The organism is Henriciella marina DSM 19595 (assembly GCF_000376805.1).
Lineage (GTDB): Bacteria > Pseudomonadota > Alphaproteobacteria > Caulobacterales > Hyphomonadaceae > Henriciella > Henriciella marina.
Genome location: NZ_AQXT01000002.1, coordinates 2,835,701 through 2,859,187, shown reverse-complemented (window position 1 = coordinate 2,859,187; position 23,487 = coordinate 2,835,701). Strand labels below are relative to the sequence as shown.

General features: G+C 61.0%; 16 protein-coding genes and 1 pseudogene. 13 read left to right on the top strand and 4 right to left on the bottom strand.

The window, feature by feature from the left end; translation table 11 throughout:
- Positions 1 to 15: 15 nt before the first annotated feature.
- Positions 16 to 2,304, bottom strand: coding sequence for an NADP-dependent malic enzyme (locus tag F550_RS0114280; RefSeq protein WP_018149255.1), 2,289 nt, complete (start codon positions 2,302 to 2,304; stop codon positions 16 to 18).
- Positions 2,305 to 2,434: 130 nt separating this feature from the next.
- Here F550_RS0114280 and mutS point away from each other — a divergent pair, with 130 nt between their 5' ends.
- Both mutS and F550_RS0114270 read left to right on the top strand, forming a co-directional pair.
- Positions 2,435 to 5,116: a DNA mismatch repair protein MutS gene (mutS, locus tag F550_RS0114275; RefSeq protein WP_026180798.1), complete on the top strand. Its 2,682-nt coding sequence runs from the start codon at positions 2,435 to 2,437 to the stop codon at positions 5,114 to 5,116.
- Between the two features lie 131 nt (positions 5,117 to 5,247).
- Entirely contained in the window at positions 5,248 to 7,059 is a 1,812-nt protein-coding gene (locus F550_RS0114270) for an SLC13 family permease (protein WP_018149253.1), read from the top strand.
- Positions 7,060 to 7,065: 6 nt separating this feature from the next.
- Here the strand turns inward: F550_RS0114270 and F550_RS0114265 are convergent, their stop codons facing one another.
- Positions 7,066 to 7,416: a DUF3147 family protein gene (locus tag F550_RS0114265; protein WP_018149252.1), complete on the bottom strand. Its 351-nt coding sequence runs from the start codon at positions 7,414 to 7,416 to the stop codon at positions 7,066 to 7,068.
- Between the two features lie 56 nt (positions 7,417 to 7,472).
- Complete coding sequence (locus F550_RS0114260; protein WP_018149251.1) at positions 7,473 to 9,332, bottom strand: gamma-glutamyltransferase family protein; 1,860 nt, start codon at positions 9,330 to 9,332, stop codon at positions 7,473 to 7,475.
- A gap of 230 nt (positions 9,333 to 9,562) precedes the next feature.
- On the opposite strand from F550_RS0114260, the gene F550_RS0114255 reads away from it, so the two are divergent.
- A complete protein-coding gene (locus F550_RS0114255) occupies positions 9,563 to 10,339 on the top strand; it encodes an enoyl-CoA hydratase (protein ID WP_018149250.1) in 777 nt (258 codons plus the stop codon).
- A gap of 78 nt (positions 10,340 to 10,417) precedes the next feature.
- On the opposite strand, the gene F550_RS0114250 is transcribed toward F550_RS0114255, so the two are convergent.
- A complete protein-coding gene (locus F550_RS0114250) occupies positions 10,418 to 11,521 on the bottom strand; it encodes an NAD(P)-dependent alcohol dehydrogenase (RefSeq protein ID WP_018149249.1) in 1,104 nt (367 codons plus the stop codon).
- Positions 11,522 to 11,709: 188 nt separating this feature from the next.
- On the opposite strand from F550_RS0114250, the gene rpsT reads away from it, so the two are divergent.
- The 10 genes and pseudogenes from rpsT to F550_RS19615 form a co-directional block, all read left to right on the top strand.
- A complete protein-coding gene (gene rpsT, locus F550_RS0114245) occupies positions 11,710 to 11,973 on the top strand; it encodes a 30S ribosomal protein S20 (RefSeq protein ID WP_018149248.1) in 264 nt (87 codons plus the stop codon).
- Between the two features lie 488 nt (positions 11,974 to 12,461).
- Complete coding sequence (locus F550_RS0114240) at positions 12,462 to 13,937, top strand: DnaA ATPase domain-containing protein (RefSeq protein WP_018149247.1); 1,476 nt, start codon at positions 12,462 to 12,464, stop codon at positions 13,935 to 13,937.
- A 184-nt stretch (positions 13,938 to 14,121) separates the two neighbouring features.
- Entirely contained in the window at positions 14,122 to 15,240 is a 1,119-nt protein-coding gene (dnaN, locus tag F550_RS0114235) for a DNA polymerase III subunit beta (protein WP_018149246.1), read from the top strand.
- A 9-nt stretch (positions 15,241 to 15,249) separates the two neighbouring features.
- Positions 15,250 to 16,362 (top strand): DNA replication/repair protein RecF, encoded by a 1,113-nt coding sequence (gene recF / locus F550_RS0114230; protein ID WP_018149245.1) that lies wholly within the window; start codon positions 15,250 to 15,252, stop codon positions 16,360 to 16,362.
- 132 nt (positions 16,363 to 16,494) lie between these two features.
- Positions 16,495 to 17,634, top strand: a complete 1,140-nt coding sequence (locus tag F550_RS18720) for a sensor histidine kinase (protein ID WP_169332276.1) — start codon at positions 16,495 to 16,497, stop codon at positions 17,632 to 17,634.
- Between the two features lie 177 nt (positions 17,635 to 17,811).
- Positions 17,812 to 18,588, top strand: a complete 777-nt coding sequence (locus tag F550_RS0114220) for a class I SAM-dependent methyltransferase (protein WP_156807949.1) — start codon at positions 17,812 to 17,814, stop codon at positions 18,586 to 18,588.
- Positions 18,585 to 19,349 carry an enoyl-CoA hydratase gene (locus F550_RS0114215; protein WP_018149242.1) on the top strand — a complete coding sequence of 255 codons (765 nt, stop codon included), beginning with the start codon at positions 18,585 to 18,587 and terminating at the stop codon, positions 19,347 to 19,349. Before F550_RS0114220 ends, F550_RS0114215 begins: the two co-directional genes overlap by 4 nt.
- Before the next feature lie 345 nt (positions 19,350 to 19,694).
- Positions 19,695 to 22,118 (top strand): DNA topoisomerase (ATP-hydrolyzing) subunit B, encoded by a 2,424-nt coding sequence (gene gyrB / locus F550_RS0114205; protein WP_018149240.1) that lies wholly within the window; start codon positions 19,695 to 19,697, stop codon positions 22,116 to 22,118.
- Positions 22,119 to 22,258: 140 nt separating this feature from the next.
- Positions 22,259 to 22,696 carry a hypothetical protein gene (locus F550_RS19240; RefSeq protein WP_156807948.1) on the top strand — a complete coding sequence of 146 codons (438 nt, stop codon included), beginning with the start codon at positions 22,259 to 22,261 and terminating at the stop codon, positions 22,694 to 22,696.
- 477 nt (positions 22,697 to 23,173) lie between these two features.
- A pseudogene (locus F550_RS19615) lies at positions 23,174 to 23,404 on the top strand (endonuclease domain-containing protein); the annotation flags it as partial.
- Positions 23,405 to 23,487 lie beyond the last annotated feature (83 nt).

Sequence of the window (23,487 nt, the reverse complement as noted above, 5' to 3'; positions counted from 1 at the left end):
GGCCAGGAAGCGCACCTATTCAGCCGCCTTGATGTGACCGAGCTTGTCGATGTCGAAAGCGGCGAAGGTCGCCAGGTTTACGATATCGTTCACCGTTGCGCCGAGTGACGCGATCTGCACCGGCTTTTCAAAGCCGAGCAGGATCGGTCCGATCACCGTCGCGCGGCTCATTGAGGTGAGCAGCTTGGTGGCGATCGCAGCCGAGTGGATGGCTGGCATGACGAGGACGTTGGCCGAATCCGTCAGGCGTGAGAACGGATAGACCAGCTTGTGGCCAGGATTCATCGCAACGTCGACGGACATGTCGCCTTCATATTCGAAGTCGATATCGTCGCGCGCATCCAGCATGGCGACGGCTTCGCGCACTTTCTCGGCGCGCTCGCCCATCGGGTTGCCGAAGGTCGAATAGGACACGAACGCCACGCGCGGGGCAAAGCCGAGCGCTTTGACAGAGCTCGCTGCCTCGCAGGCAATGCCGACGAGATCCTCGGCGACCGGAAGCTCTGTGATGGAGGTGTCGGCGATAAAGATCGTCTTGCCGCGGTTGATGACCATCGACATGCCGATGACCTGCTTGCCCGGGATCGGGTCGAGGACGGCCTGCACGTCTTTCAGAGCGACGTCGTAATTGCGCGTCACGCCGGTGATCATGCCGTCGGCATCGCCGAATTTCAGCATGCACGAGCCAAAGACGTTCCGGTCCTGATTGACGAGGCGCTGGGCATCGCGGCGCAGGAAGCCCTGACGCTTCAGACGGTCATAGAGGTAATCGGTATATTCCGGGTTGCGGTCCGACAGGCGCGCATTGACGATTTCAAGTGAGCCTTCCGGCACACCCATCTGCTGCATGGTCCGGGTAACCTGCTCTTCGCGGCCGATCAGGATTGGCTCACCAAGACCCTGGTTCTTGAACGAGAAGGCGGCGCGCACCACCGATGGCTCCTCGCCCTCTGCAAAGACGATACGCGGTTTTTTCTCACGTACGGCAGCCTGCACGCTCTGCACAAAGGAGGCCGTTGGATCGAGACGGCGCGCCAGCATGCGGCGGTACTCGTCCATGTCCGGGATTTCCTTGCGCGCAACGCCGGTATCCATCGCAGCCTGCGCCACGAAGGGCGGAATGAAGCTGATGAGACGCGGGTCGAACGGCGTCGGAATGATATAGTCGCGGCCAAATTGCGGGCGCGAGCCATGATAGGCGGCGGCGACTTCGTCTGGCACGTCTTCACGCGCCAGTTCCGCCAGCGCCTGCGCGGCGGCAACCTTCATCTCTTCATTGATCGAGCGGGCACGCACATCGAGCGCGCCACGGAAGATGTAGGGAAAACCGAGAACATTATTGACCTGGTTGGGATAGTCCGACCGGCCCGTCGCGATGATGGCATCGTCGCGCACCTGCTTGATGTCCTCAGGCGTAATTTCCGGATCCGGGTTGGCCATCGCAAAGATGATCGGATCCTTCGCCATGCCTGCGACCATCTCCTTGGTCACGGCGCCCGCGATGGAAAGGCCGAGGAAGATGTCGGCGCCTTCCATGGCTTCGGTCAGTGTGCGCTTTTCGGTTTTCACGGCAAAGGCGGACTTGAACTGGTCCATCTTCTCCGTGCGGCCCTCATAGACGACACCGCGGGAGTCGCACATCAGAATGTTCTCTGCCTTCACACCAAGGTGACGGATGAGGCCCGCGCAGGAAAGACCTGCCGCGCCCGCGCCGGAAATCGCAACCTTCACATCTTCAAGATTGCGGCCGGTGATGTGACAGGCATTGATAATGCCAGCGGCCGCGATAATCGCCGTGCCGTGCTGGTCATCATGGAAGACCGGGATATCAAGCTCTTCGCGAAGACGGCTTTCGATGATGAAGCATTCGGGGCTGGCGATATCCTCAAGATTGATGCCGCCCCACGTCTCGCCAATATTCTTGACGGTCTGGATCAACTCTTCAGTGTCTCTGGTGAAGACCTCGACATCGACCGAGTCGACGTCGGCAAAACGTTTAAAGAGGACAGACTTGCCTTCCATGACGGGCTTCGAGGCCATCGCGCCCAGATCGCCAAGCCCGAGGATCGCCGTGCCATTCGAGATGACAGCAACCATATTGCCCTTGGATGTGTACTCATAGGCGAGGTCGACATTCTCCGCGATCGCCTTCACCGGCACAGCAACACCCGGGCTATAGGCAAGCGACAGGTCGCGCTGCGTGGCCATCGGCTTTGTTGGCGTGATGGACAGCTTGCCTGGTTGTGGGTGGCTGTGGAAGTCGAGAGCTTCCTTGTCGGTAAAGGTCGGACGCTTGGACGTCATGGCAGATAGCCTTCAGGTTTGCACTGTTACTGAATTTCGTCTCTAAGCCGCTGCGGTGGGGGCGACAACCCGCATGCCGCTGGTTATTTCGGTTGCGCACAGGCCCCGCGAATCCGTTAAGTTTGTCCCGATGCCAGACTCAGCCACCCAGCCCCCATCAGAGACCAAAGCGCCAACCCCGTTCATGGCGCAATATCTCGAGATAAAGGGCCGCCACAGCGACGCCCTTCTCTTCTTTCGTATGGGCGACTTTTATGAGCTGTTTTTCGATGATGCGGTGAAAGCCGCCGAGGTCCTGGACATCACGCTGACGGCCCGCGGCGAGCATGAAGGCAAACCAATTCCGATGGCAGGCGTGCCCTACCACGCCGCCGAAGCCTATCTCGCACGGCTCATCAGGTCGGGCGAACGCGTTGCCGTCTGCGAGCAGACAGAGAGCCCGGCAGAGGCGAAGAAGCGCGGCTCGAAATCCATCGTGAACCGGGACGTGGTGCGCATCGTCACGCCGGGCACGATCACTGAGGACACGATTCTGTCCGCCCGGCAGGGACAGGTGCTTGCCGCGATCGCGCTTGCCACCGGCGGCGCTGATGCCGCCATTGCCGCCTGCGACGTCTCCACCGGCGCGTTCGAGATCATCTCCGTCACGCCGGAAACGCTGGCGGAAAAGACAGCCAGCCTGCCAATCAGTGAGCTTCTGGTCACAGAAGACGACGAGGCCCGCCCTCTTATACGCCAGGCACTATCGGCGCTGCGCATCCCGGTGACGCGTCGGCCATCGCGCGCCGCCAGCCCCTCCTCGGGCGAGGCTGCGCTGAAATCGGCCTATAAGCTTGCTGCGCTCGATGGGTTCGGTGCCTTCTCCAAGGCGGAGCTATCTGCCTGCGGCCTGCTGCTCGACTATCTCAGCCTGACGCAGGCCGGCGCTGATATTCGGCTGGATCCGCCCAACCGGCGCGGCGAGGCGACCACGCTTTCCATCGACCCGGCAACACGGGCAAGCCTTGAGATCGACACCGCGATGCAGGGCGGGCGAAAGGGCACACTGCTTGCCACGGTCGACCTCACGCTGACCGCCCCCGGCGCGCGTCTCTTCGCCGACAGGCTGTCGCGGCCTGAGTGTGAGCGGGCGCTGATCGAAGCGCGCTATGATGCGCTCTCTTTCTTTCTCAGCGAAACCGATCTGCGCGGAGATGTCCGCGCCAGCCTGAAAGCAGTGCCGGACCTGGAGCGGGCGCGGACCCGTATAAGACTGGAGCGCGGGGGCCCGCGTGATCTCGCCGCGATTGCGAGAGCGGTCCGCGAAGGCGGCGCGATGGCAGAGCAGTTGACACAGCTTCAGACCGGCCTGCCGCATCTTATCGAAGCGGCCGCAGGCGCGCTCGATCCGGCGCGCCATGAAAACCTCGCCGCGCTCGCAACAGACCTCGAAAATGCGCTCGCAGAAGATCTGCCAACGCTGGCCCGTGATGGCGGCTTTATCGCCGATGGCTGGGATGAGGCGCTGGACGGGTCGCGGTCGCTGCGCCGTGACAGCCGCCAGATCATCGCTGAGCTTCAGGCGCGCTATTGCGATGAGACCGGCATCGGCGCGCTCAAGATCAAGTTCAACAATGTGCTCGGCTATTTCATCGACGTCCCCGCCCGCCATGGCGATGCGCTGCTGAAACCGCCCCATGCCGAGACCTTTATCCACCGCCAGACGCTTGCGTCCAACATGCGGTTCTCGACCGCAGAGCTGTCGGACCTTGCCGGGCGCATCTCCCGCGCCGAAGAGGCCGCCCAGACCCGCGAGATGGAGCTTTACCGTGAGCTTTGCCTGCGGGTTGAGGCTGTAAATGACGCGATCTCTGCCGCCGCGCATGCGCTGGCTGAAATCGATGTCGCCGCCGCGGCCGCCGATTGGGCAGACCGTAATGACGCAGTGCGTCCAGAGCTTGCCGATGAGCCTGTCTTCGACGCCGAGGGCCTGCGCCACCCCGTCGTTGAAGCCGCCCTCAAGGCCGAAGGCGAAGGCTTCACCGCAAATCATCTCAGCCTTGATGCCTCGGGCGCGGCCGCCCCGCGTCTTGCGCTGGTCACCGGGCCGAACATGGCCGGCAAGTCGACCTATCTGCGTCAGGCCTGCCTTGCTGTTATTCTGGCGCAGGCCGGTCTCTTCGTTCCGGCAGCGTCGATCCGGCTCGGGATCGCAGACCGTATCTTCTCACGCGTCGGCGCCTCCGATGACCTTTCGCGCGGACGCTCCACTTTCATGGTCGAGATGGTCGAAACAGCCGCAATCCTCAATCAGGCGACCGAGCGCAGCTTTGTCATCCTCGATGAGGTCGGCCGTGGCACCTCGACCTATGACGGGCTCGCCATTGCCTGGGCCGCTGTCGAACACCTTCACAACACCAATAAGTGCCGCGCGCTCTTTGCTACCCATTATCATGAGCTAACGGGTCTGGCTGAAGACCTCGCCTACGCCGCGAACCTGTCGCTGCGTGCCAAGGAATGGAAGGATGAGCTGGTCTTCCTGCACGACATCGCTTCCGGGCCTGCCGACCGTTCCTATGGTGTACAGGTCGCCCGGCTGGCAGGGCTGCCTGCGCGCGCGGTGAAACGCGCCGAACAGGTGCTCAAAAAGCTCGAAACCAAGCCGGACGCAGTCGAGGCGCTACCGCTCTTTGCCTCTGTGGCTGAAGAAGTGGCCGACTTCGAACCCCAGCCAGACAGCCCGGCGCTCAAGCTGCTCGATGCCATCAGCCCCGATGATCTGACCCCGCGCGAAGCGCTGGACCTGCTCTACCGGCTGAAATCAGAGCGCTAGGCGTTTGAGCAGCCGCGCCAGCCATGCATTCATAAATAGTCCGCATCAGGAGTTCTTCTAAAAAGACGATTGCGTTGACCCGGCCACTGGTCATCTAGTGATAGACGGAAACACCCGCGGACCCCATTTCTATGCCTGACTTTGCCCTGCCGCAGGAATTTCAGATCGCGCTCGTCTTCGTGCTGCTGGTGGCTGTCTTCACCAGCTTCCTGCGAGAGAAGATACCAGCCGACGTCGTTGCCCTGCTCGCCATGTCGGCGCTCCTTCTGACTGGCATCCTGTCGGTGCCTGAAGCGCTGAGCGTGTTCTCGAATGCCGCCCCCATCACGATTGGCGCCATGTTTGTCCTGTCGGCGGCGCTGGAGCGCACCGGCGTCATCGCGGCGGCCGGTAACTGGGTCATCAAGATTGCCAGGAACTGGACGCCGACCATCGCCGTCATCGCGCTGATGGGCATCGTCGTGACGCTGTCGGCATTCATGAACAACACGCCCATCGTGGTCATCCTGATCCCGGTTGCGATACGGCTTGCCCAGACGATCGGCACCAGTGCGTCGCGCCTGCTCATTCCGCTCTCATTCGCCTCGATCTTTGGCGGGATGACGACGCTGATCGGCACGTCGACGAATCTGCTGGTCGACGGGGTCTCGCAAAATGCCGGGCTGGAGCCGTTTGGCATCTTCGAGATTACGGCCGCAGGCCTCATCATGGCGGCGGCAGGCATCCTCTACATGGCGCTCGCCAGCCGCTGGCTGCTGCCCTATCGCGACACGCTGGCTGATCTTCTGCCGACGACGAAAAACCGGCGCTTTATTGCGCAGGTTCTGGTGCCGGTGGACTCGGTCCTTGTCGGCAAGACCATCAAGGAAACGGGCTTTACCGCCGAGAAGGGCTTTACGGTTATCGACGTCATGCGCGCCAACCGCTCGCGCCGCGAGGAACTTCGCTCGCTCGTGCTTGAGGCGGGCGACCGGCTCGTTGTCCGCTCGCCTGTCTCGGAAATGCTGAGCCTTCGCGAAGCTGGAAATGTCGCTATCGGCTCAGGTTCGGAAACCCAGCGCCACGCCATTGAGCCTGTCCAGACCAGCGAGACGGTCCTGATGGAGGGCATTGTCGGCCCGGAATCGCGCCTCGTCGGCCGCCCGATTGTCGGCGCAGGCCTTGTGCGTCTCTATGGTGTCTACGCCCTCGCCATCCACCGGCGCGGTGAGAATATCAGCCTGGAGGGACGCGGCATCCGGTTCAATATCGGCGATACGGTTCTTGTCGAAGGTCCGCCGGCAGGCCTCCGCCAGATGTTTGACGACATCATGCTGAGCAATCTCACAGAGACCTCAGAGCGTCCACTTCGCCGGGACAAGGCGCCCATCGCCATCGGTGCGGTCCTGAGTGTCATGATCCTTGCGGCCCTTGGCATCATGCCGATTGCCGGTATTGCGCTCATCGCGGCGGCTGTGGTCATCGCGCTTGGCTGCCTCGACCACCAGGAGGCCTATAAGGCTATCCAGTGGGATATATTGATGCTCATTTTTGGCATGCTCGCCTTTGGCATGGCGCTGGAAAGTTCAGGCGCCGCTGCGCTTGTGGTCAATTCGATCGCGGCCCCTGTCGGCCTCTTCGGGCCGCTCGCCGCCCTGGCCGTAGTCTACCTTCTGACATCGACGATGACGGAACTGATTTCCAATAATGCGACCGCAATTTTGATGACGCCGATCGCGATTGGCCTTGCCAACAGCATCGGCGCAGACCCGCGCGCCTTCGTCGTCGCCATCATGTTTGCTGCCAGCGCGAGTTTCGCGACACCGATCGGCTACCAGACCAATACGCTGGTATACACCGCGGGGGGCTACAAATTCAGCGACTTCGCCCGGATCGGCCTGCCCCTGAACCTCGTCTTCTTCGCTGTTTCTATGCTGGTCATCCCGCTCTTCTGGCCGCTTTAGCCGGCCCTAGAGCGGCAGGCCGAACTTTGGACCAATCCACGTCGTGAGGCCGTAAAGCACCACGGTTAGCGCGCACCCCGCTGCGAGCGAGGGCCAGAACCCGACGCCATTACGCAACAGGACCGGTATCAGAAGGAACATCGGCAGAGACGGGATGACAAACCAGAATGTTGCGCCGGCATGATCAGCCATCGTCTCTGCATCTGGTTTCTCACTCCATAGCCAGATCATACCGAGGACTGAAACGAGCGGGAGAGAGGCTATCAGCGCTCCGAACCCCGGATAGCGCTTGGCCAGCGTCGAGGCGAGAGCGATCAAAACGCCAGAGATAATGGACTTGAGGATGAGATAGAGCATCTGTCCATCTCATCCTCAAGCGGGCCTGTTTTGCAATCCTTGTCGGACCGGCGGACCTAGAAACCGCCCGCCGTGCCGTCCTTGCGCATTTCAGTGGCCGCGATCCATGCGCCGGACTCGAAGTCCTTCATGATCGCCTGATAGCCGCCGCCATTTGCGTCGCAGCATTCGACCGTATAGCCGCGCGCCTCGAGCTCAGCCCGGGTTTCAGGTGGGATACCGCTCTCCAGATGCACCACACCCAATTCGTTGATGCAGGTGTCGCCGGAATAGTCGTCGGTCGGCTCGCAGCCGCCCGTATGCTCCCAGCGGGCCGCATCGCCAGCTTCCTGAAGGCCCATGTCATAATCGATCAGGTTCAGGATGACCTGAACGTGGCCCTGCGGCTGCATGCCGCCGCCCATCAGGCCAAAGCTCATCCAGGGCTGATACTCGCCCTCGACCTGCTTGTAGGCAAAGGCCGGAATGATGGTGTGGAAAGGGCGCTTGCCCGGCTCAAACGCGTTCGGATGCTCCGGGTCGAGGCTGAAGAGCTGGCCGCGATCCTGGAACATGAAGCCAAGCCCATCTGCAACCAGCCCGGTGCCCATACCGCGATAGTTCGACTGGATCAGGGAGACCATCATTCCATTCTGGTCAGCCACAGTGAGGTAGGTCGTGTCGCCTTCTTCCAGCGTCTCGTCAGCCGCCATTGCCGCAAAGTCCATACCTGCATCGACCTGAGACATCGGCGCTGTCAGATTGATCGCCTGCGCGCGCTCGACATTATAGCCGTCACGGATGAAGACCTCCGGATCAACCCCGCTGAATGCCGGATCGGCATACCCCTTGGCACGGTCTGCAAAGGCAAGTCGCTTTGCCTCAACCTGCGCCATGATGGAATCCGGTGACCCGAAGCCCATGCCGCGAAGGTCAAAGCCTTCCAGCATCTGCAGCATCTGGAGCGCTGCCACGCCTTGCGTATTCGGACCTAGCTCACAAAGGCGCGTGTCGCGATAGTCGACGCAGAGCGGCTCGGTCCATTCGCCTTCATGGGCGGCAAAGTCCTCATAGCGTAGATAGCCGCCAATCCGCTCGAAATAGGCGCCCATCGTACGCGCAATGTCGCCTTCATAAAAAGCAGAGCGGCCTTCAGCGCCGATCGTCTCCAGCGTGTTGGCAAGGTCTGGATTGGTAAAGAGAGAACCTTCGCGCGGGGTCGGCGAGAAGAAGGTCTCCCGCCCATTGTCGAATTCCTCGATCATGCCGCTTGTCGCATATTGCGGGAAATTCGCGGCGCTGCGGCCCCAATAATAAGCGATGACTTCCGGAATCGGGGCGCCTTCGCGGGCATAGCTGACGGTCGGGGCGAGCAGCTCGTCCATGCCGACACTTCCGAACCTGTCATGCAGGGCGAACCAGCCGTCCACCGTGCCGGGCACCGTCACCGGCGCTGCGCCATAGGGCGGGATTTCCTCGCCATCCATGAACTCGTCAGCCGCCGCCTGCATATCCTCCAGTGTCGCACCCATGGCAGAGCGTCCAGAGCCATTATAACCGTAGAGCGTGCTCGTCTCAGGGTCCCAGACGATGGCGAAGAGATCACCGCCAATGCCATTGCCTGTCGGCTCGACCAGGCCAAGCATGGCGTTGGCCGCGATGGCAGCATCGACGGCGTTGCCGCCATCTTCCATGACATTGAGCGCGATCCGCGTCGCCAGCGGATGTGCCGTGGCTGCAGCTGCGCTCGGGGCGACGACTGAAGACCGCGTGCCGATATCACGGCCCGATGGCATCCGGTCGCCTTCAGCCGGATCGCTGTACTCAAACGGGGCGGGCGCATCCTGTGCGGCCTGCTGCGCATCCGCGAGTGGCAGAACAAACCCCGCCGATAACGCCGCGAGGGCGCCTGACCTGATCATCATTTCGAACTTCATGAATCTTCCTCCGCTGCTGCGTCTTCATCCCATGATGAATCCCGGCCCGGCAAGGGCGCTGAGAGAAAGAGTAGGGCTGACCCTGCCCCCCGGCCAGTCCTCGGCTACCCCATTCTATCCTGACGACAGAGGGTGACGCGCTAAATGGAATGGCCTAATGGCGTTACAGGACGAGGGCGCCAAAAACGTCCCGAAGCACATGCAAGCAAGCACAGGAACCAGATTATATCATGGCCTATGAAACGCTTTTGACCGAGGTCGACGACGCCGTCGCCATCGTCACACTGAACCGGCCCGACGCGCTCAACGCTTTCAACAACGCCCTCATGGATGAGCTTACCGAAGCGCTCGACCGCTTCGACAATGACGCCTCCATCGGCTGTATCGTGATTACCGGCTCCAAGAAGGCTTTCGCCGCCGGCGCCGACATCAAGGAAATGCGCGAGCTCTCCTATCTCGACGCCTATTATGCCGACTTCATTACCCGCAACTGGGAGCGCGCCTCCAAGATGCGCAAGCCCGTCATTGCGGCCGTCTCCGGCTACGCGCTTGGCGGCGGCTGTGAGCTCGCCATGATGTGCGACTTCATCCTGGCCGCAGAGAACGCGAAGTTCGGCCAGCCTGAAATCACCATCGGTGTCTCTCCGGGCGCCGGCGGCACCCAGCGCCTCACGCGCTTTGCCGGCAAGTCCAAGGCGATGGAAATGTGCCTCACCGGCCGCATGATGGATGCCGAGGAAGCCGAACGTTGCGGCCTCGTTTCCCGCATCGTGCCGACAGATGATCTCCTCGACGAGGCAAAGTCCGTGGCCCGCAAGATCGCGTCCATGCCGCGTGCGACAGCGATGATGACCAAGGAAATGGTCAATGCCGCATATGAGACCACGCTCAGCCAGGGCGTGATGTTTGAGCGCCGCCTTTTCCATTCTCTCTTCGCGACCGAAGACCAGAAGGAAGGCATGGAAGCCTTCGTCGAAAAGCGCGAACCACACTTCAACAATCGCTAGCACCCAGCTGATCAGACAAAAGCAAAGCGCCCCCGGTGATCTGCCGGGGGCGCTTTTTCTTCTGGCGGGCGGGTCTGCCTAGTCCTCCATGATCAGGACCGGCTTGATCGCCTTGCCCTCTTCCATGTCGTGAACGGCGGTGTTGATGTCCTCAAAGCGGTACTCGCTGATCAGACGGTCGAACGGGAAGTCGCCATCGAGATAATGCTGGATGAGGCGAGGGATGAAGACCTTCACCACGCTGTCGCCCTCGACACAGCCAATAATCCTGCGGCCACTTAATATGTGCTCATTGGCATCGAAGTCGTAATCGGTCCCGCCCGGAGGCGCCCCAACGATCACGAGCGAGCCCCTGTTGGCGAGCGCGGCCCAGCCTGCCCGCGCAGCCGGCTTGGCGCCGGAACACTCTATAACGGCGTCGACACCTTCTGGCGCGATCTTGCGCACCATTTCTGGCACCTCGCCGTCGCCTGCATTGATCGCGTGGGTCGCGCCGAGCTCCTTGGCGAGGGTCAGCCGCTCTTCATTCATGTCGATCGCGATAATCGGGTGACAGCCAGCAAGTTTTGCCGCCATGACCGCCGATAGCCCGACACTGCCAACGCCGCTGACCGCAATCGACGTGCCCGCGCGCGGTGCCAGCGTATTCAGCACCGCGCCTGCGCCTGTCTGGATCCCGCAGCCAAGCGGGCCGAGCAGTTTCAGCGGCGCTTCGTCGCCGACTTTCACGACATTGCGCTCATGGGCGATGGCATAGGTCGAAAATGAGGATTGCTGGAAGAAGGCGCCGTGCACCTCGCCGCCCAGTGCGCCTTCATCGGATCCGAGACGCTTGTTCAGAAAATTGAGATCCGTGAAGTCGTCGCAATAGGCCGGGTCGCCTTCCATGCATGGGCGGCAATGGCCACAGGACCCATAGCTGAGGACGACACGGTCGCCCTCTTTCAGGTCGTGAACGTGCGCGCCAGCGGACTCGATGATACCAGCTCCTTCATGGCCGAGCACGACGGGAAAGTTGGTCGGGAGCATCCCGTCCCTGACGGCAAGGTCGGTATGGCAGACACCCGTCGCGATGATCCTGATCCTCACTTCGTGTGGGCCCGGGTCAGAGATCTCGACGTCGGAGAGCTTGAACTCGGCTTCCTTCTTTTCAGCGATAGCGGCGCGGGCGGACTGGGTCATGGCTGTACTTTCCTTGGCTGGTCACCGAACAAAGCATGCTAGCCATCATCGTTCCCGGCCGCGAAGCCGCACCCCTTATGACAGGGCGCTGCGCTTTCTTCAGAAAGGGCAGCCTATCGCAGTTGACGGCGCGGGGGCCTTTGGGTATGTCCGCCGCTTGCGTCCGACGGGACACTCAGGAGTTTTTGATGGCGAATACACGCTCAGCCAAGAAGATGGTGCGCAAGATCGCGCGCCGTACAGAAGTCAACACAGCGCGCCGCTCGCGTATGCGCAGCTATATCCGCAAGGTTGAAGAAGCCATCGCATCGGGCGACCAGTCCGCTGCAGCAGATGCGCTGAAAGCAGCCCAGCCGGAAATCATGCGCGCTGCCGGGAAAGGTATCCTTCACAAGAATACCTCGTCCCGCAAAATTTCGCGCCTCAGTGCGCGCGTCAAGGCGATGGGCTAAGCCCCAAAGTCTGACTGGCGACAGTTAACAAGTTTAAAAGCCCGCATGATACCTCATGCGGGCTTTTTTCATTGTTTTACCCTTGCAAAATTCAATGCTTAAACATTGCAAGGAATTGCAAGATTCAGGCGCTAAAAATGCGGTTTTACACAGCATTTCCGGGCCCCAAAAGTTGACAGAACAAAATCAGAACATCAAGCTGCGCCAAATCGCACAAATCGTACCTATATTTTTTTGCACACCCTTAGCTGATTGATTCAGCGCCGGTTTTTTCCAGACACAAATGTGTCAACTCCAGAACTACCTAAGATTCGAGAAAAGGCTTGTAGACAGGTTCCGAAAGCCTGTGGTTAATTCAATCCATCGACGGAATTTGATCTCTGTACGGCGTAAAAAAATCAACGGACCCACAAGGTCCGAACGCCCGAGTTTTGATCTGAGTCGACGCGTAGAGGATAGGACTAAACACAGATAAAGGGGAAGTTCCTATGGGGCTGCAAGAAGAATCTGGCAGACGTGAGAGTGAGAGAAACACTAACACCCAACGCGGCAACGATCACAGAGGTCTGGATCTTTGGCGCACCGTACTGGAAGACGCTCGCCACGAGACGTCTTCCGATGACTACGACAAATGGATTTCGGACCTACGCTTCGTCGCTGACGACAATGGCACGGTTCTGATCGCAGCGCGCGACCAGCTCGCCTGCGATCGTATCAACAGCTATCATCGTCCGATGCTGCGCCGCGCCTGGCGCAAGGCGGATCCGCGAAAGCGGGCGCTCAAGATCACGTGCTGGAAAGACATTCCGGCCGACACCCGCGATCTGCTGGGCAATCCGTGGCACGGCGAAGCCGCTGCTGAAGCCGCAGCCGCCGCCAGTGAAGCGGCCGTTGCCGAGGCACCGGCATCGACCTCGCGTCATGGCGGCGCGATGAGCTTCGACACGCTGATCGTGGGCGACACCAACCGGGCGGCGGTGCGCCTCGCCGAGGTGATCATCCAGAACAAGCAGGTTCACGCAGACGTTGCGCTGATCTATGGCCGCCAGGGGACGGGCAAGACCCATATCCTTCGCGCCATGGAGAAGGCGATCGCCCGTCAGAATGATGGACGGCGCGTCACCTATATGTCGGCCGAAGAGTTCATGACGGCATTTGTTGACGGCGCCCGCGAAGGCGACACGCGCCGCCTGAAATCGCAGGTCCGTGACAATGACCTCCTGCTGATCGACGACCTGCAATGGATCGCCAACAAGAAGAAGACCGATGAGGCCTTCTTTGCGACCCTGCGTTCGGTCACCGCAGAAGGCGGACGCGTCCTCCTGACCGCTGACGAGGCACCTGGTGACCTCAAAGGCTTCTCCGCCCGTATGCGCGGTGAGCTGATGGGCGCGGCAGCCGTCGAGGTCGGCCTGCCAGATCAGGACATGCGGCGCGAGATCGTTCGCCTTCATGCCGGTCTGATACAGGCAGGGCAGCCGAACTTCGTGATCGACGAGGAGATGTCTGAAAAGATCGTCTCGAGCGTGCGTGGTCCGGGCCGTGACCTTTGCGGCGTTCTCTATTCGCTGCAGTCGGAAACTCGCTACGGCGATATCGAACCGACCTTCGAGATGCTCTGCACGGTGCTTCGCCGCCAGCAGGGCGAGTATCAGCCGCCATCGCTCGACAATATCAAGCGGGCCGCGATGCGCAGCTTCGACCTCACGAAGACAGAGATCGAAAGTGCCAGCAAGTCACGCGCGATCTGTGCCCCACGCCAGGTCGCGATGTATCTCTGCCGCGAGATGACCGACAAATCCCTGCCGCAGATTGCACGCTCATTCTGCAAGAAGGATCACACGACGGTCATCCACGCCTGGCGCAAGGTGAAGGCCCAGCTTCAGACCGATCCGGAAATGGTTCGCCAGGTCGAACAGGTGCGCGAAGCGGTGTTCGACATCCAGTCTGAAGGAAATGGCTAAGCCACAGGCGGCGAACGCGGATTTCTCCGCAGCGTTTCGTCGCTCAGGGCTTGCAATTTAATCGATTTTGACAAGTGTACTCGGCCCGTCTCCCCACAGGAGGCGGGCCGATTCGACTGAAACGCCCGGCCGACCGGGCAGGAAAGATGTGGCCCCGCAAGCGGGCGACTGATAGGGCTGACGCATGAAGCTGACGATTGAACGAAGTGACCTGCTGAACGCACTCAGCCACGTGCAGAACGTGGTCGAACGGCGCAACACGATTCCAATTCTTTCCAATGTTCTGATGGAGGCCAAGGGCGGCCAGGTGACCTTTGTCGCCACCGATCTCGACATCGAGGCCGTCGATAGCGCCGACGCCAATATCACCAGTGAAGGCGCCGTAACGGCCCCAGCCGGCACCCTCTTCGATGTTGTCCGCAAGTTGCCATCCGGTGCTGACGTCGAGCTTGAGCTCAACCCTGAGAACCGCCGCCTGACGATCCGGTCCGGCCGCTCCAATTTTGCGCTGCCGACCCTTCCGGCCACCGATTTCCAGACCATGACCGGCGATGACGGCGCAGTCACCTTTAATGTCGAGGCAGCCGATCTTCGCCGCCTCATCGACAAGACACGCTTTGCAATCTCGACCGAGGAAACGCGCTACTATCTGAACGGCGTCTACCTCCACGTGGCAGATGGCGACAAGGGCAAGGTCCTGCGCGCCGTCGCAACCGATGGTCACCGTCTCGCGCTTGCCGACAGCCCGGCCCCGACCGGATCTGAAGCGCTCGAAGGCGTCATCGTCCCACGCAAGGCCGTTGGCGAAGTTCGCCGCCTGATCGACAGCGCTGACGGTGACGTATCGGTCTCCGTATCCGATACGAAGATTGTCTTCCGCGCCGGGCGTGCGATCCTGACGTCCAAGCTGATCGACGGGGCCTTCCCGGACTATCAGCGCGTCATTCCAAAAGGGAACGACAAGCGGCTGATCATCGACAACAAATCCTTTGAATCAGCTGTCGACCGCGTTTCTACCGTGTCTGCGGAACGCTCGCGCTCGGTGAAGCTCTCGCTCAGCGACGGCAAGGTCGTGCTGGCGGTGAATTCTGCCGAGACCGGCCAGGGCCATGAAGAGATCGAGTGCGACTATACCTCCGACGCCATGGAGATCGGCTTCAACGCCAAATACCTCCTTGATGTCACCGCGCAGATCGAGGCTGAAGACGCCGAGTTCATGTTGAATGACCCGGCCTCACCTGCCCTCATCCTCGACCCCGCCGATCCGGCCGCTCGCTATGTGCTGATGCCGCTTCGGGTGTAAGCGGGGGCGATGACCGCCCTCACGCGCCTGCGCCTCAAGGACTTCCGTAATTACGAAACGCTGTCGCTTGATCTCGACGGGCGGCATGTCTGCCTGTTCGGCTCTAACGGCGCGGGAAAGACGAATTTGCTTGAGGCTATCTCGCAGCTCGGACCGGGCCGAGGTCTGCGCAGTGCCACTCTCTTAGACCTCACCCGCCACGGCGCCGAGACAGGCTGGGCCGTCTCGGCCACGCTGGATGACCGCCGCCTTGGTGTCGGCCTCGAAACAGATGGCACCTCATCGAAGCGCGTCATCCGCATTGATGGTGCGCCCTCTCAGGCAGGCGACCTCGCCGAGCTTGTCCGCATCGTCTGGCTGACCCCTGCCATGGATTCCATCTTTCGCGGCGGTGCCTCTGACAGGCGGCGCTTCTTTGACCGGCAGGTCATGGCGCACATCCCCTCCCACGGCCCGGCAGCCGCCCGGTATGAACGCGCCATGCGGGAGCGCAATGCCCTTCTGGAGCGCGGACATGTCGACCCGGCCTGGGCCGACGCGATCGAAACGCGCATGGCCGAAGCCGGGGCCGAACTTGCCATCAACCGTGCCAGCGTGCTGGAGAGCCTGCAGGCCGCCGTCGATACCCGCCCCGAAGGATACTTTCCCAAGGGCGACCTCTCGCTTGAAGGCGACGCAGAGACCGCCGCCATCGCGGGTGAGGATTTCAAGACCATCTTCGAGGGCCTCACCGAGGCCTACAGGTCGGGCCGCCGCCGGGACGCAGCCGCTGGCCGCACGCTGAGCGGCCCACACCGGAGCGACCTGAAAGTCATCCATCGGCCAACTGGAATGGTGGCTGGCGACGCCTCGACCGGACAGCAGAAAGCCCTGCTGATCGGACTGATCCTCGCATCCGCGTCGGCTCTGTCTGGCGATGGCGGCGGGCCGGCCCCGCTCCTTCTGCTGGATGAGGCCGCCGCGCACCTTGATGCTGACAGGCGCGCCGCGCTCTTCGATGAGCTGAGCGCACTTCCGGGGCAGAGCTGGCTGACGGGCACCGAACGCTTCCTCTTCGATGCCTTTGGTGCGCGCGCCCAGCATATTGCCGTAGACGATGGTGGTGCAGAAATGCTCGCCTGACACGCGGGCCATCGGCCTCGCTTTTTTACGTGCGCCTGTATGAAGTGACTTTTTCAACAAAATCCTCTCGTTAAGATGACGCCGCGGTCTTGCATTAAGCGGGGCTGCTCAACACCTTTGTCGAGAGATGGTATGGGAGCACATCCGCGCGACGTGCGCGGGACGAACGGGACGATGATTGAAGCAGAGCGGCTGCGGGCCCTATCAGACACCAATTTGATGGATAGTGAGCCGGATCCCCGCTTTGATCGGCTGACCCGGCTTGCCGCCAACTCACTTGAAACAGAAACGGCTCTGGTCACGCTTATCGGCAGTGATCGCCAGTGGTTCAAGGCCTGCTACGGCTTCGATGGCACGGAAACGAGCCGCGATGTCTCCTTCTGCACGCATGCGATCGAAACGCCGGACATCATGGTGGTTCTCGATGCGACCAAGGATCCAAGGTTCGCCAATAACCCCTTCGTGGTCGATGCGCCGCATATCCGCTTCTATGCCGGCGCCCCGCTCATCACATCTGAAGGCCACGCGCTCGGCACCCTCTGCGTCCTCGATTACAAGCCGCGTGAGCGCTTTGACAACACGGACCGTGAGATCCTGCGCGATCTTGCCGACAGCGTGGTCGGCCTGATCGAAAAAGACGACCAGCTTCGTGAAATGAGCGAACTGTCGGTCGTCAACCGCGAGCTTCAACACCGCATGGGCAATATGTACGCCCACGTCTCCTCGCTTGTATCGCTGCTCGACAAGGCCGACCTCGACCATGAGGACTATGTCACGCGCCTGCGCGAGAAAATAAACGCGCTCGCCCTCACACAGTCGCTGATCACCTCCAATGGCAGCCAGTCGGTTTCGATGAGTGAACTGGCCCAGCAGACACTCGCCGTTTTCGAGGCGGGCGCAGGAGAGCCGGTCGTGACCGTTCAGACTGAAAACGATTTCGACATCACGCCCCGCGCCGCCTTTGCCATGTCGCTCATGCTGCATGAGCTTGGCATCAATTCGGTCAAGCACGGCGCGCTTGGCGGCGAAGGCGGGAGCGCGAATTTCGGCTGGTCATCGCCGGACGAGCTTAAATTCTCCTGGGAAGAAACGCTGCCAAACCCGCGCGTTGATGATGTCCCGAAGAAAGCCAATGGCGGCTTTGGCAGCGTCATCCTGAAGCGGATCGCCCCGAAAACCTTCGGTGGCGAAGCTGACATCGACATCCAGCCCGGCAGCTATCGCTACACCGTTTCCGCCCTGCCAGAGCGTATTCTGGCGCCCAAGACCTGAAAGCAGCCCAGCACCGGCCAGGCTGACTGCTTGCGGTCGCATGCCAGCTCGCCTAAGTCCTGAGCGCTGGGGCGGCCGAACGATCAGGCCGGAAATGAAGGGGCCTGTGTGGGACCGGTAAGCAAGCATTATTCAAACGCTGGACTGCTCTCGCAGCTCGAAAAGGCAATCGGCGCGATGGGATTCAACCCGGATACGCTGACCGCTGACGCGCTGACCCCTGTGGAAGAGTTTCACATTGGCGGGCGCGGGGCGACGGAAGCACTGCTCGAACTTCTCGCCCTGACCGAAGACAGCCATTTCCTCGACATCGGGTGCGGCACCGGTGGCACGGCGCGGTTCGCTGCGGCGAAATATGGCTGCAAGGTCACAGGCGTCGATCTTTCGGCCAATTATGTCGAGGTCGGAAAAACGGTTTCGCACTGGCTTGGCCTCACCTCGAAAGTCCATCTGGAGTGCCGCTCCATCCTTGATAGCGGGCTTGAAGACGGCGCCATGGATGGGGCCTGGATGTTTCATGCAGGGATGAACATTCCCGGCAAGGAGAGCCTTTTTGCTGAGGTCCACCGCATCCTCAAACCGGGCAGCGCCTTCCTCGTCTATGATGTGATGCGCCCGGCAGAAGCCGACGCCACCCTCACCTATCCCCTGCCATGGGCGAGCAGCGAGGATATCAGCCATCTGGAAACGCTCGACACCTATGTGACCGGTCTTGAGGCGGCGGGCTTTGCGATAGAGGCACAGGGCATTCGCCTCGATATCGCCGACAGCTTCTTCGACAAGGTCGAGGCGGCAGAGGGCGCTGCCGGTGCGCCGCTTCATCTCGGCATCGTCATGGGCGCCGATGCGCGCGAGAAAACAGCCAATCTTCTGGCCGCCTACCGCCGCGGACAGGTTGCGCCGGGCATGGTGCTTGCGCGAAAAGCCGATGACAACATGGAGACGTCCCAATGAGCGAGCACATCAAGACAACGGTCGACAATCGCATCATGACCATCACCATCGCCCGGCCCGCCCGCAAGAACGCGCTGACGCAGGCCATGTATGGCGCGATGGCCGACGCGGTGAACGGTGCGAACACCGACAAGGGTGTGCGCGCCATCATCTTTACCGGCGAAGGCGACATGTTCACCGCTGGCAATGACCTTTCCGATTTCGCCTCCATTGAGGAGCGCGAAAGCGGCGAGCCGCCGGTCACCCGCTTCCTCAACGCCATCCGCGACGCTGAAAAGCCGCTCATCGCCGCCGTGAACGGCCCCGCGATCGGTGTCGGCCTCACCATGCTGCTCCATTGCGACATTTCCTATGCCGCTGACACGGCGAACTTCCGCGCGCCCTTCACCCAGCTTGGGCTGGTGCCAGAAGCTGGCTCGTCGCTCACCCTGCCGCGCGTTGTCGGCCGCTCCATGGCCAATGACATCCTCCTCGCAGGCCGCATTTTGAGCGCCGCAGAAGCGCTCGATTGCGGGCTTGTCTCCCGCGTTGTGCCAGCCGGAGACCTCATGAAAATGGCGATGGACACCGCCCGCAAGATCGCCGCCTCCGCACCATCTGCGATCCTCAAATCCAAAGCGCTGATCAATCATTCGCGCGATGAGATCGCGGATCAGATGCGCGCCGAAGGCAAGATCTTCGCAGAACAGCTTCAGTCGCCGGAATTCGCCGAAGCCGCCGCCGCCTTCGCGCAGAAGCGCGCCCCGGTTTTCGAGGATTAGGTCAGGGCGCTGCCGCCTAGAGCGACAGAATGTGCTGAAGGCGCTTGCTGGATACGTCGCTGAAAAGGCCAGCCGTGACCACCTCAGAAGACATCGAAAAGCTCCGGAAACAGACAGATTTCTTCTCGGTGCCGGACCCTGTCCGCCTCTGATCGGCGCGGCCAGAAACGACCGTCAGCCTAGCGTTTTTGGCGCTTCTGACAGCACCCGCAGCAAAGAAGTACACACGCCCCTCTAACCCCCTGTAAGAACGGGAGTTTAACACCCCCTCCAGATTTCCCTTTCTGGCGTAAATCCTCTATAATTTCAGCCTATTGTGACGAATCAGAAAGCGACACGCATCCCATGGCTGACCCGACAGACAACATGCCCGAATATGGCGCCGACTCCATCAAGGTCCTGAAAGGGCTTGAGGCGGTCCGCAAGCGCCCGGGCATGTATATCGGCGACACCGATGATGGCTCCGGCCTGCACCACATGATCTACGAAGTCGTCGACAATGCGATCGATGAGGCGCTGGCCGGTCATGCCGACGAAGTGACCGTCACGCTGCTTGCCGATGGCTCTGCCGAGATCACCGACAATGGCCGCGGTATTCCGGTCGAGATGCACAAGGGCGAAGGCGTGTCAGCCGCCGAAGTCATCATGACCCAGCTGCACGCCGGCGGGAAATTCGACCAGAACTCTTACAAGGTCTCAGGCGGCCTGCACGGGGTCGGTGTCTCCGTCGTCAACGCGCTTTCTGACTGGCTGGAACTGACCATTCACCGCGCCGGCCATGAGCACTTCGTCCGCTTCGTGGACGGTGGCCGCGTCGAGGCCCCGCTCGTCCAGCGCGGCAAGAGCCCGCTGCGCGAAAGCGGCAAACCACTGACCGGCACAGCCGTGCGCTTCATGGTGTCGGCCTCGACCTTCACCATGACCGAGTATGACCGCAAGACGCTGGAGCACCGCCTGCGTGAGCTCGCCTTCCTCAACTCCGGCGTGCGCATCGTCTTCCGCGATGAGCGCGGCCCAGAAGCCTACGAGTCCGTTCTTGAATATGAGGGCGGCGTCAAAGCCTTCGTCGAACACCTCAACCGCCAGCGCACGACGCTGATCCCGGAAACCATCTACGCCATCAGTGAGCGCGACGGCATCACCGTCGAGGCCGCGCTTGCATGGACCGACAGCTATCATGAGCATGTGCTCTGCTTCACCAACAACATCCCTCAGCGCGATGGCGGCACCCACCTTGCCGGTTTCCGCGGCGCGCTGACCCGGATCATCAACAAGTACGCGACCGAGACCGGCCTTGCGAAAAAGGAAAAGGTCGACATTACGGGCGACGACGCCCGCGAGGGGCTGACCTGCGTCCTGTCGGTCAAAGTGCCTGACCCGAAATTCTCGTCGCAGACGAAAGACAAGCTCGTCTCCTCGGAGGTCCGCCCCGTGGTCGAGAGCCTGATGGGCGAGAAACTGTCGGAATGGTTCGAAGAGCATCCCAAGGAAGCTCACAACATCATGCAGAAGATCGTGGAGGCGGCTGCCGCCCGCGAAGCGGCCCGCAAGGCCCGCGATCTCACCCGCCGCAAGACCGCGCTCGACATCACCTCCCTGCCCGGCAAGCTTGCCGACTGCCAGGAAAAAGACCCGGCCAAGTCCGAAATATTCATCGTCGAGGGCGATTCCGCTGGTGGCTCTGCCAAACAGGGCCGCGACCGCTCCAACCAGGCCATCCTGCCGCTGCGCGGCAAGATCCTCAATGTGGAGCGCGCCCGGTTCGACAAGATGCTGTCCTCTGACCAGGTCGGCACGCTGATCATGGCGCTCGGCGCCGGCATTGGCCGCGATGAGTTCGACATCAACAAGCTGCGCTATCACAAGATCATCATCATGACCGATGCTGACGTCGACGGCGCCCACATCCGGACCCTCCTGCTCACCTTCTTCTATCGCCAGATGCCGGAAGTGATCGAGAAGGGCTATCTCTACATCGCCCAGCCGCCGCTCTACAAAGTCGCCCGCGGCCGCTCCGAGCGCTATCTCAAAGACGATATCGAGATGGACAATTACCTCATCAATGAGGGCACGACCGGCGAGGCGCTGATCCTGCAGGACGGCACCCAGATTGCGGGCGAAGACCTGCGCGCCAATGTCCGTGAAGCCGCCGCCTTCAAGACCGCCCTCTGGCGCCTCTCACTGCGCGCGCCCGGCCATATCGTCGAGCAGGCCGCCATCGCAGGCGCGCTCGGCCCGAATGCCGACAAGACCAACGCCCAGAAGACAGCCGACCGCCTCAACCTCATCGCCGAAGAAGGCGAAGACACATGGCAGGGCACCTTCATCGACGGCGATCTCACCCTCTGGCGCGAAGTGCGCTCCGTTGAGGAAAAGGCCGTCCTCGACCGCGCGCTGCTCGCCAGCCAGGATGCGATCCGCCTCAACAATCACGCAGAGCATGTCCGCCATCTCTATGAAGAGCCGGCGCTCCTGCGCAATGACAAGGCTGGCGAAGTGGTCGTGCACGGCCCGATCGACCTCTTCGAGGCCGTCCTCGCCTCAGGCCGCAAGGGCCTCAAGATCCAGCGCTATAAGGGCCTCGGCGAAATGAACGCCGACCAGCTCTGGGAAACCACCCTGGACGCCAACGCCCGCACCCTCCTCAAAGTCAAAGTCGCCCACGCCGACGACGCCGACGACATGTTCACAAGGCTGATGGGGGATGTGGTCGAGCCACGCAGGGAGTTCATTCAGGAGAATGCGCTTGAGGCGGAGGTTGATGTTTAATAGTGATTCGACAAGGAGCACCCAAACAACAAATTGGTCGCGAAGAATCAATTAGACGTTTGTTACACTTCTCAATTCGACAAATCATCCAGCGAGAAGACCCTTTAAGCATCCATTTAGCAGCGAAATCCTGCGCTCGCATGTCATTTGATCTTGCCAAGCATAGAGGCGTTAGCGTCGCCGCCTTCGATGGCTTGATAAAACCAGAGTTTCGCAAGGAATGGCGTCGTATACACAACGAAACATATAACTTTCTGAAACATGCTGACCGAGACCCTGAGTCGTCGATAGGATTGCATGACTTACCCGGCACAAATCGACTTTTAACGCTGTTAAACTGTCAAACGTTTAGCGATCTATTCGGAAAACTAACACATCATTCTTGGCTGTTTTATATCTATATGGCTGTTGCCGAGAGAGACGCTGGTAAGCTGCTCACCTTGACGCCAGAAGTCTGGGAGTTTCTCGCCCAAAGCCCAGACCTGCACAATTTAGACTATTGGCAGAGCGCTTTTCTGAAAATGCCCGACATCGAGGCTGAATACAAACTTGATGCTGACTATTCGGTGTTTAATTGACAACTTACCTTGCTTGGCTCGGGTGGCAAACCGTGACAGTTGGTCATAAGCAGACCTTTTCTATCTGAGTAAGCGAAGCGCATTTGATCTGCAAATTCAAAGCAGCAACACCAGAAACGTGCGTCACCCTCGACGGGCGTCAGCCCGTCTGAGGGTCCATCACCTGCCATAACCGAGAGCACAAGGTCGAAGGTCCGCAACTCGACTTTCAGACCGCGTGCCGCGGTCGGAGTGACACGCGCCCCCTCTATCTGGCACCTCCCCTCTCCCGAATGCGGGAGAGGGGCAGGGGTGAGGGCTCCGGCGTTTCAGACCAGCGCGACGCCAGCATCAAGAACCACCCTCGCAGCCCTCATCCCGTGCTGCGGCGCATCGCAGTGCGATGCTTCTCCCTGCGCACCTTCTCCCGCATCCGGGAGAAGGGGGCGATAGACGCGAAGCTTGCGAGCCACCTTAACCGAGGCGATAGTCTCCAGGATGAGCGACCACCCTTCAACCCGACGGGCCCGGAGCCTGCGCCGAGAGGCCAACCTGCCGGAACGCAAGGCGTGGGAGACCCTCCGCCAGCTTCGAAAGGAAGGGCACACCGTCCGGAGGCAGGTGGCGATCGAAGGTCTCACCGTCGACTTCGCGATCCGCCCAATCAAACTCGCCCTCGAGATCGACGGCGCCATTCACGACCGCAAAGATGTGAAACTGAACGACGCCGAGCGAGATCAGCGGTTGAGCAATGCCGGCTGGCGCGTACTCCGCATCCCGGCTGAAGCCGCGATGAGCCCGCATCATCTAAT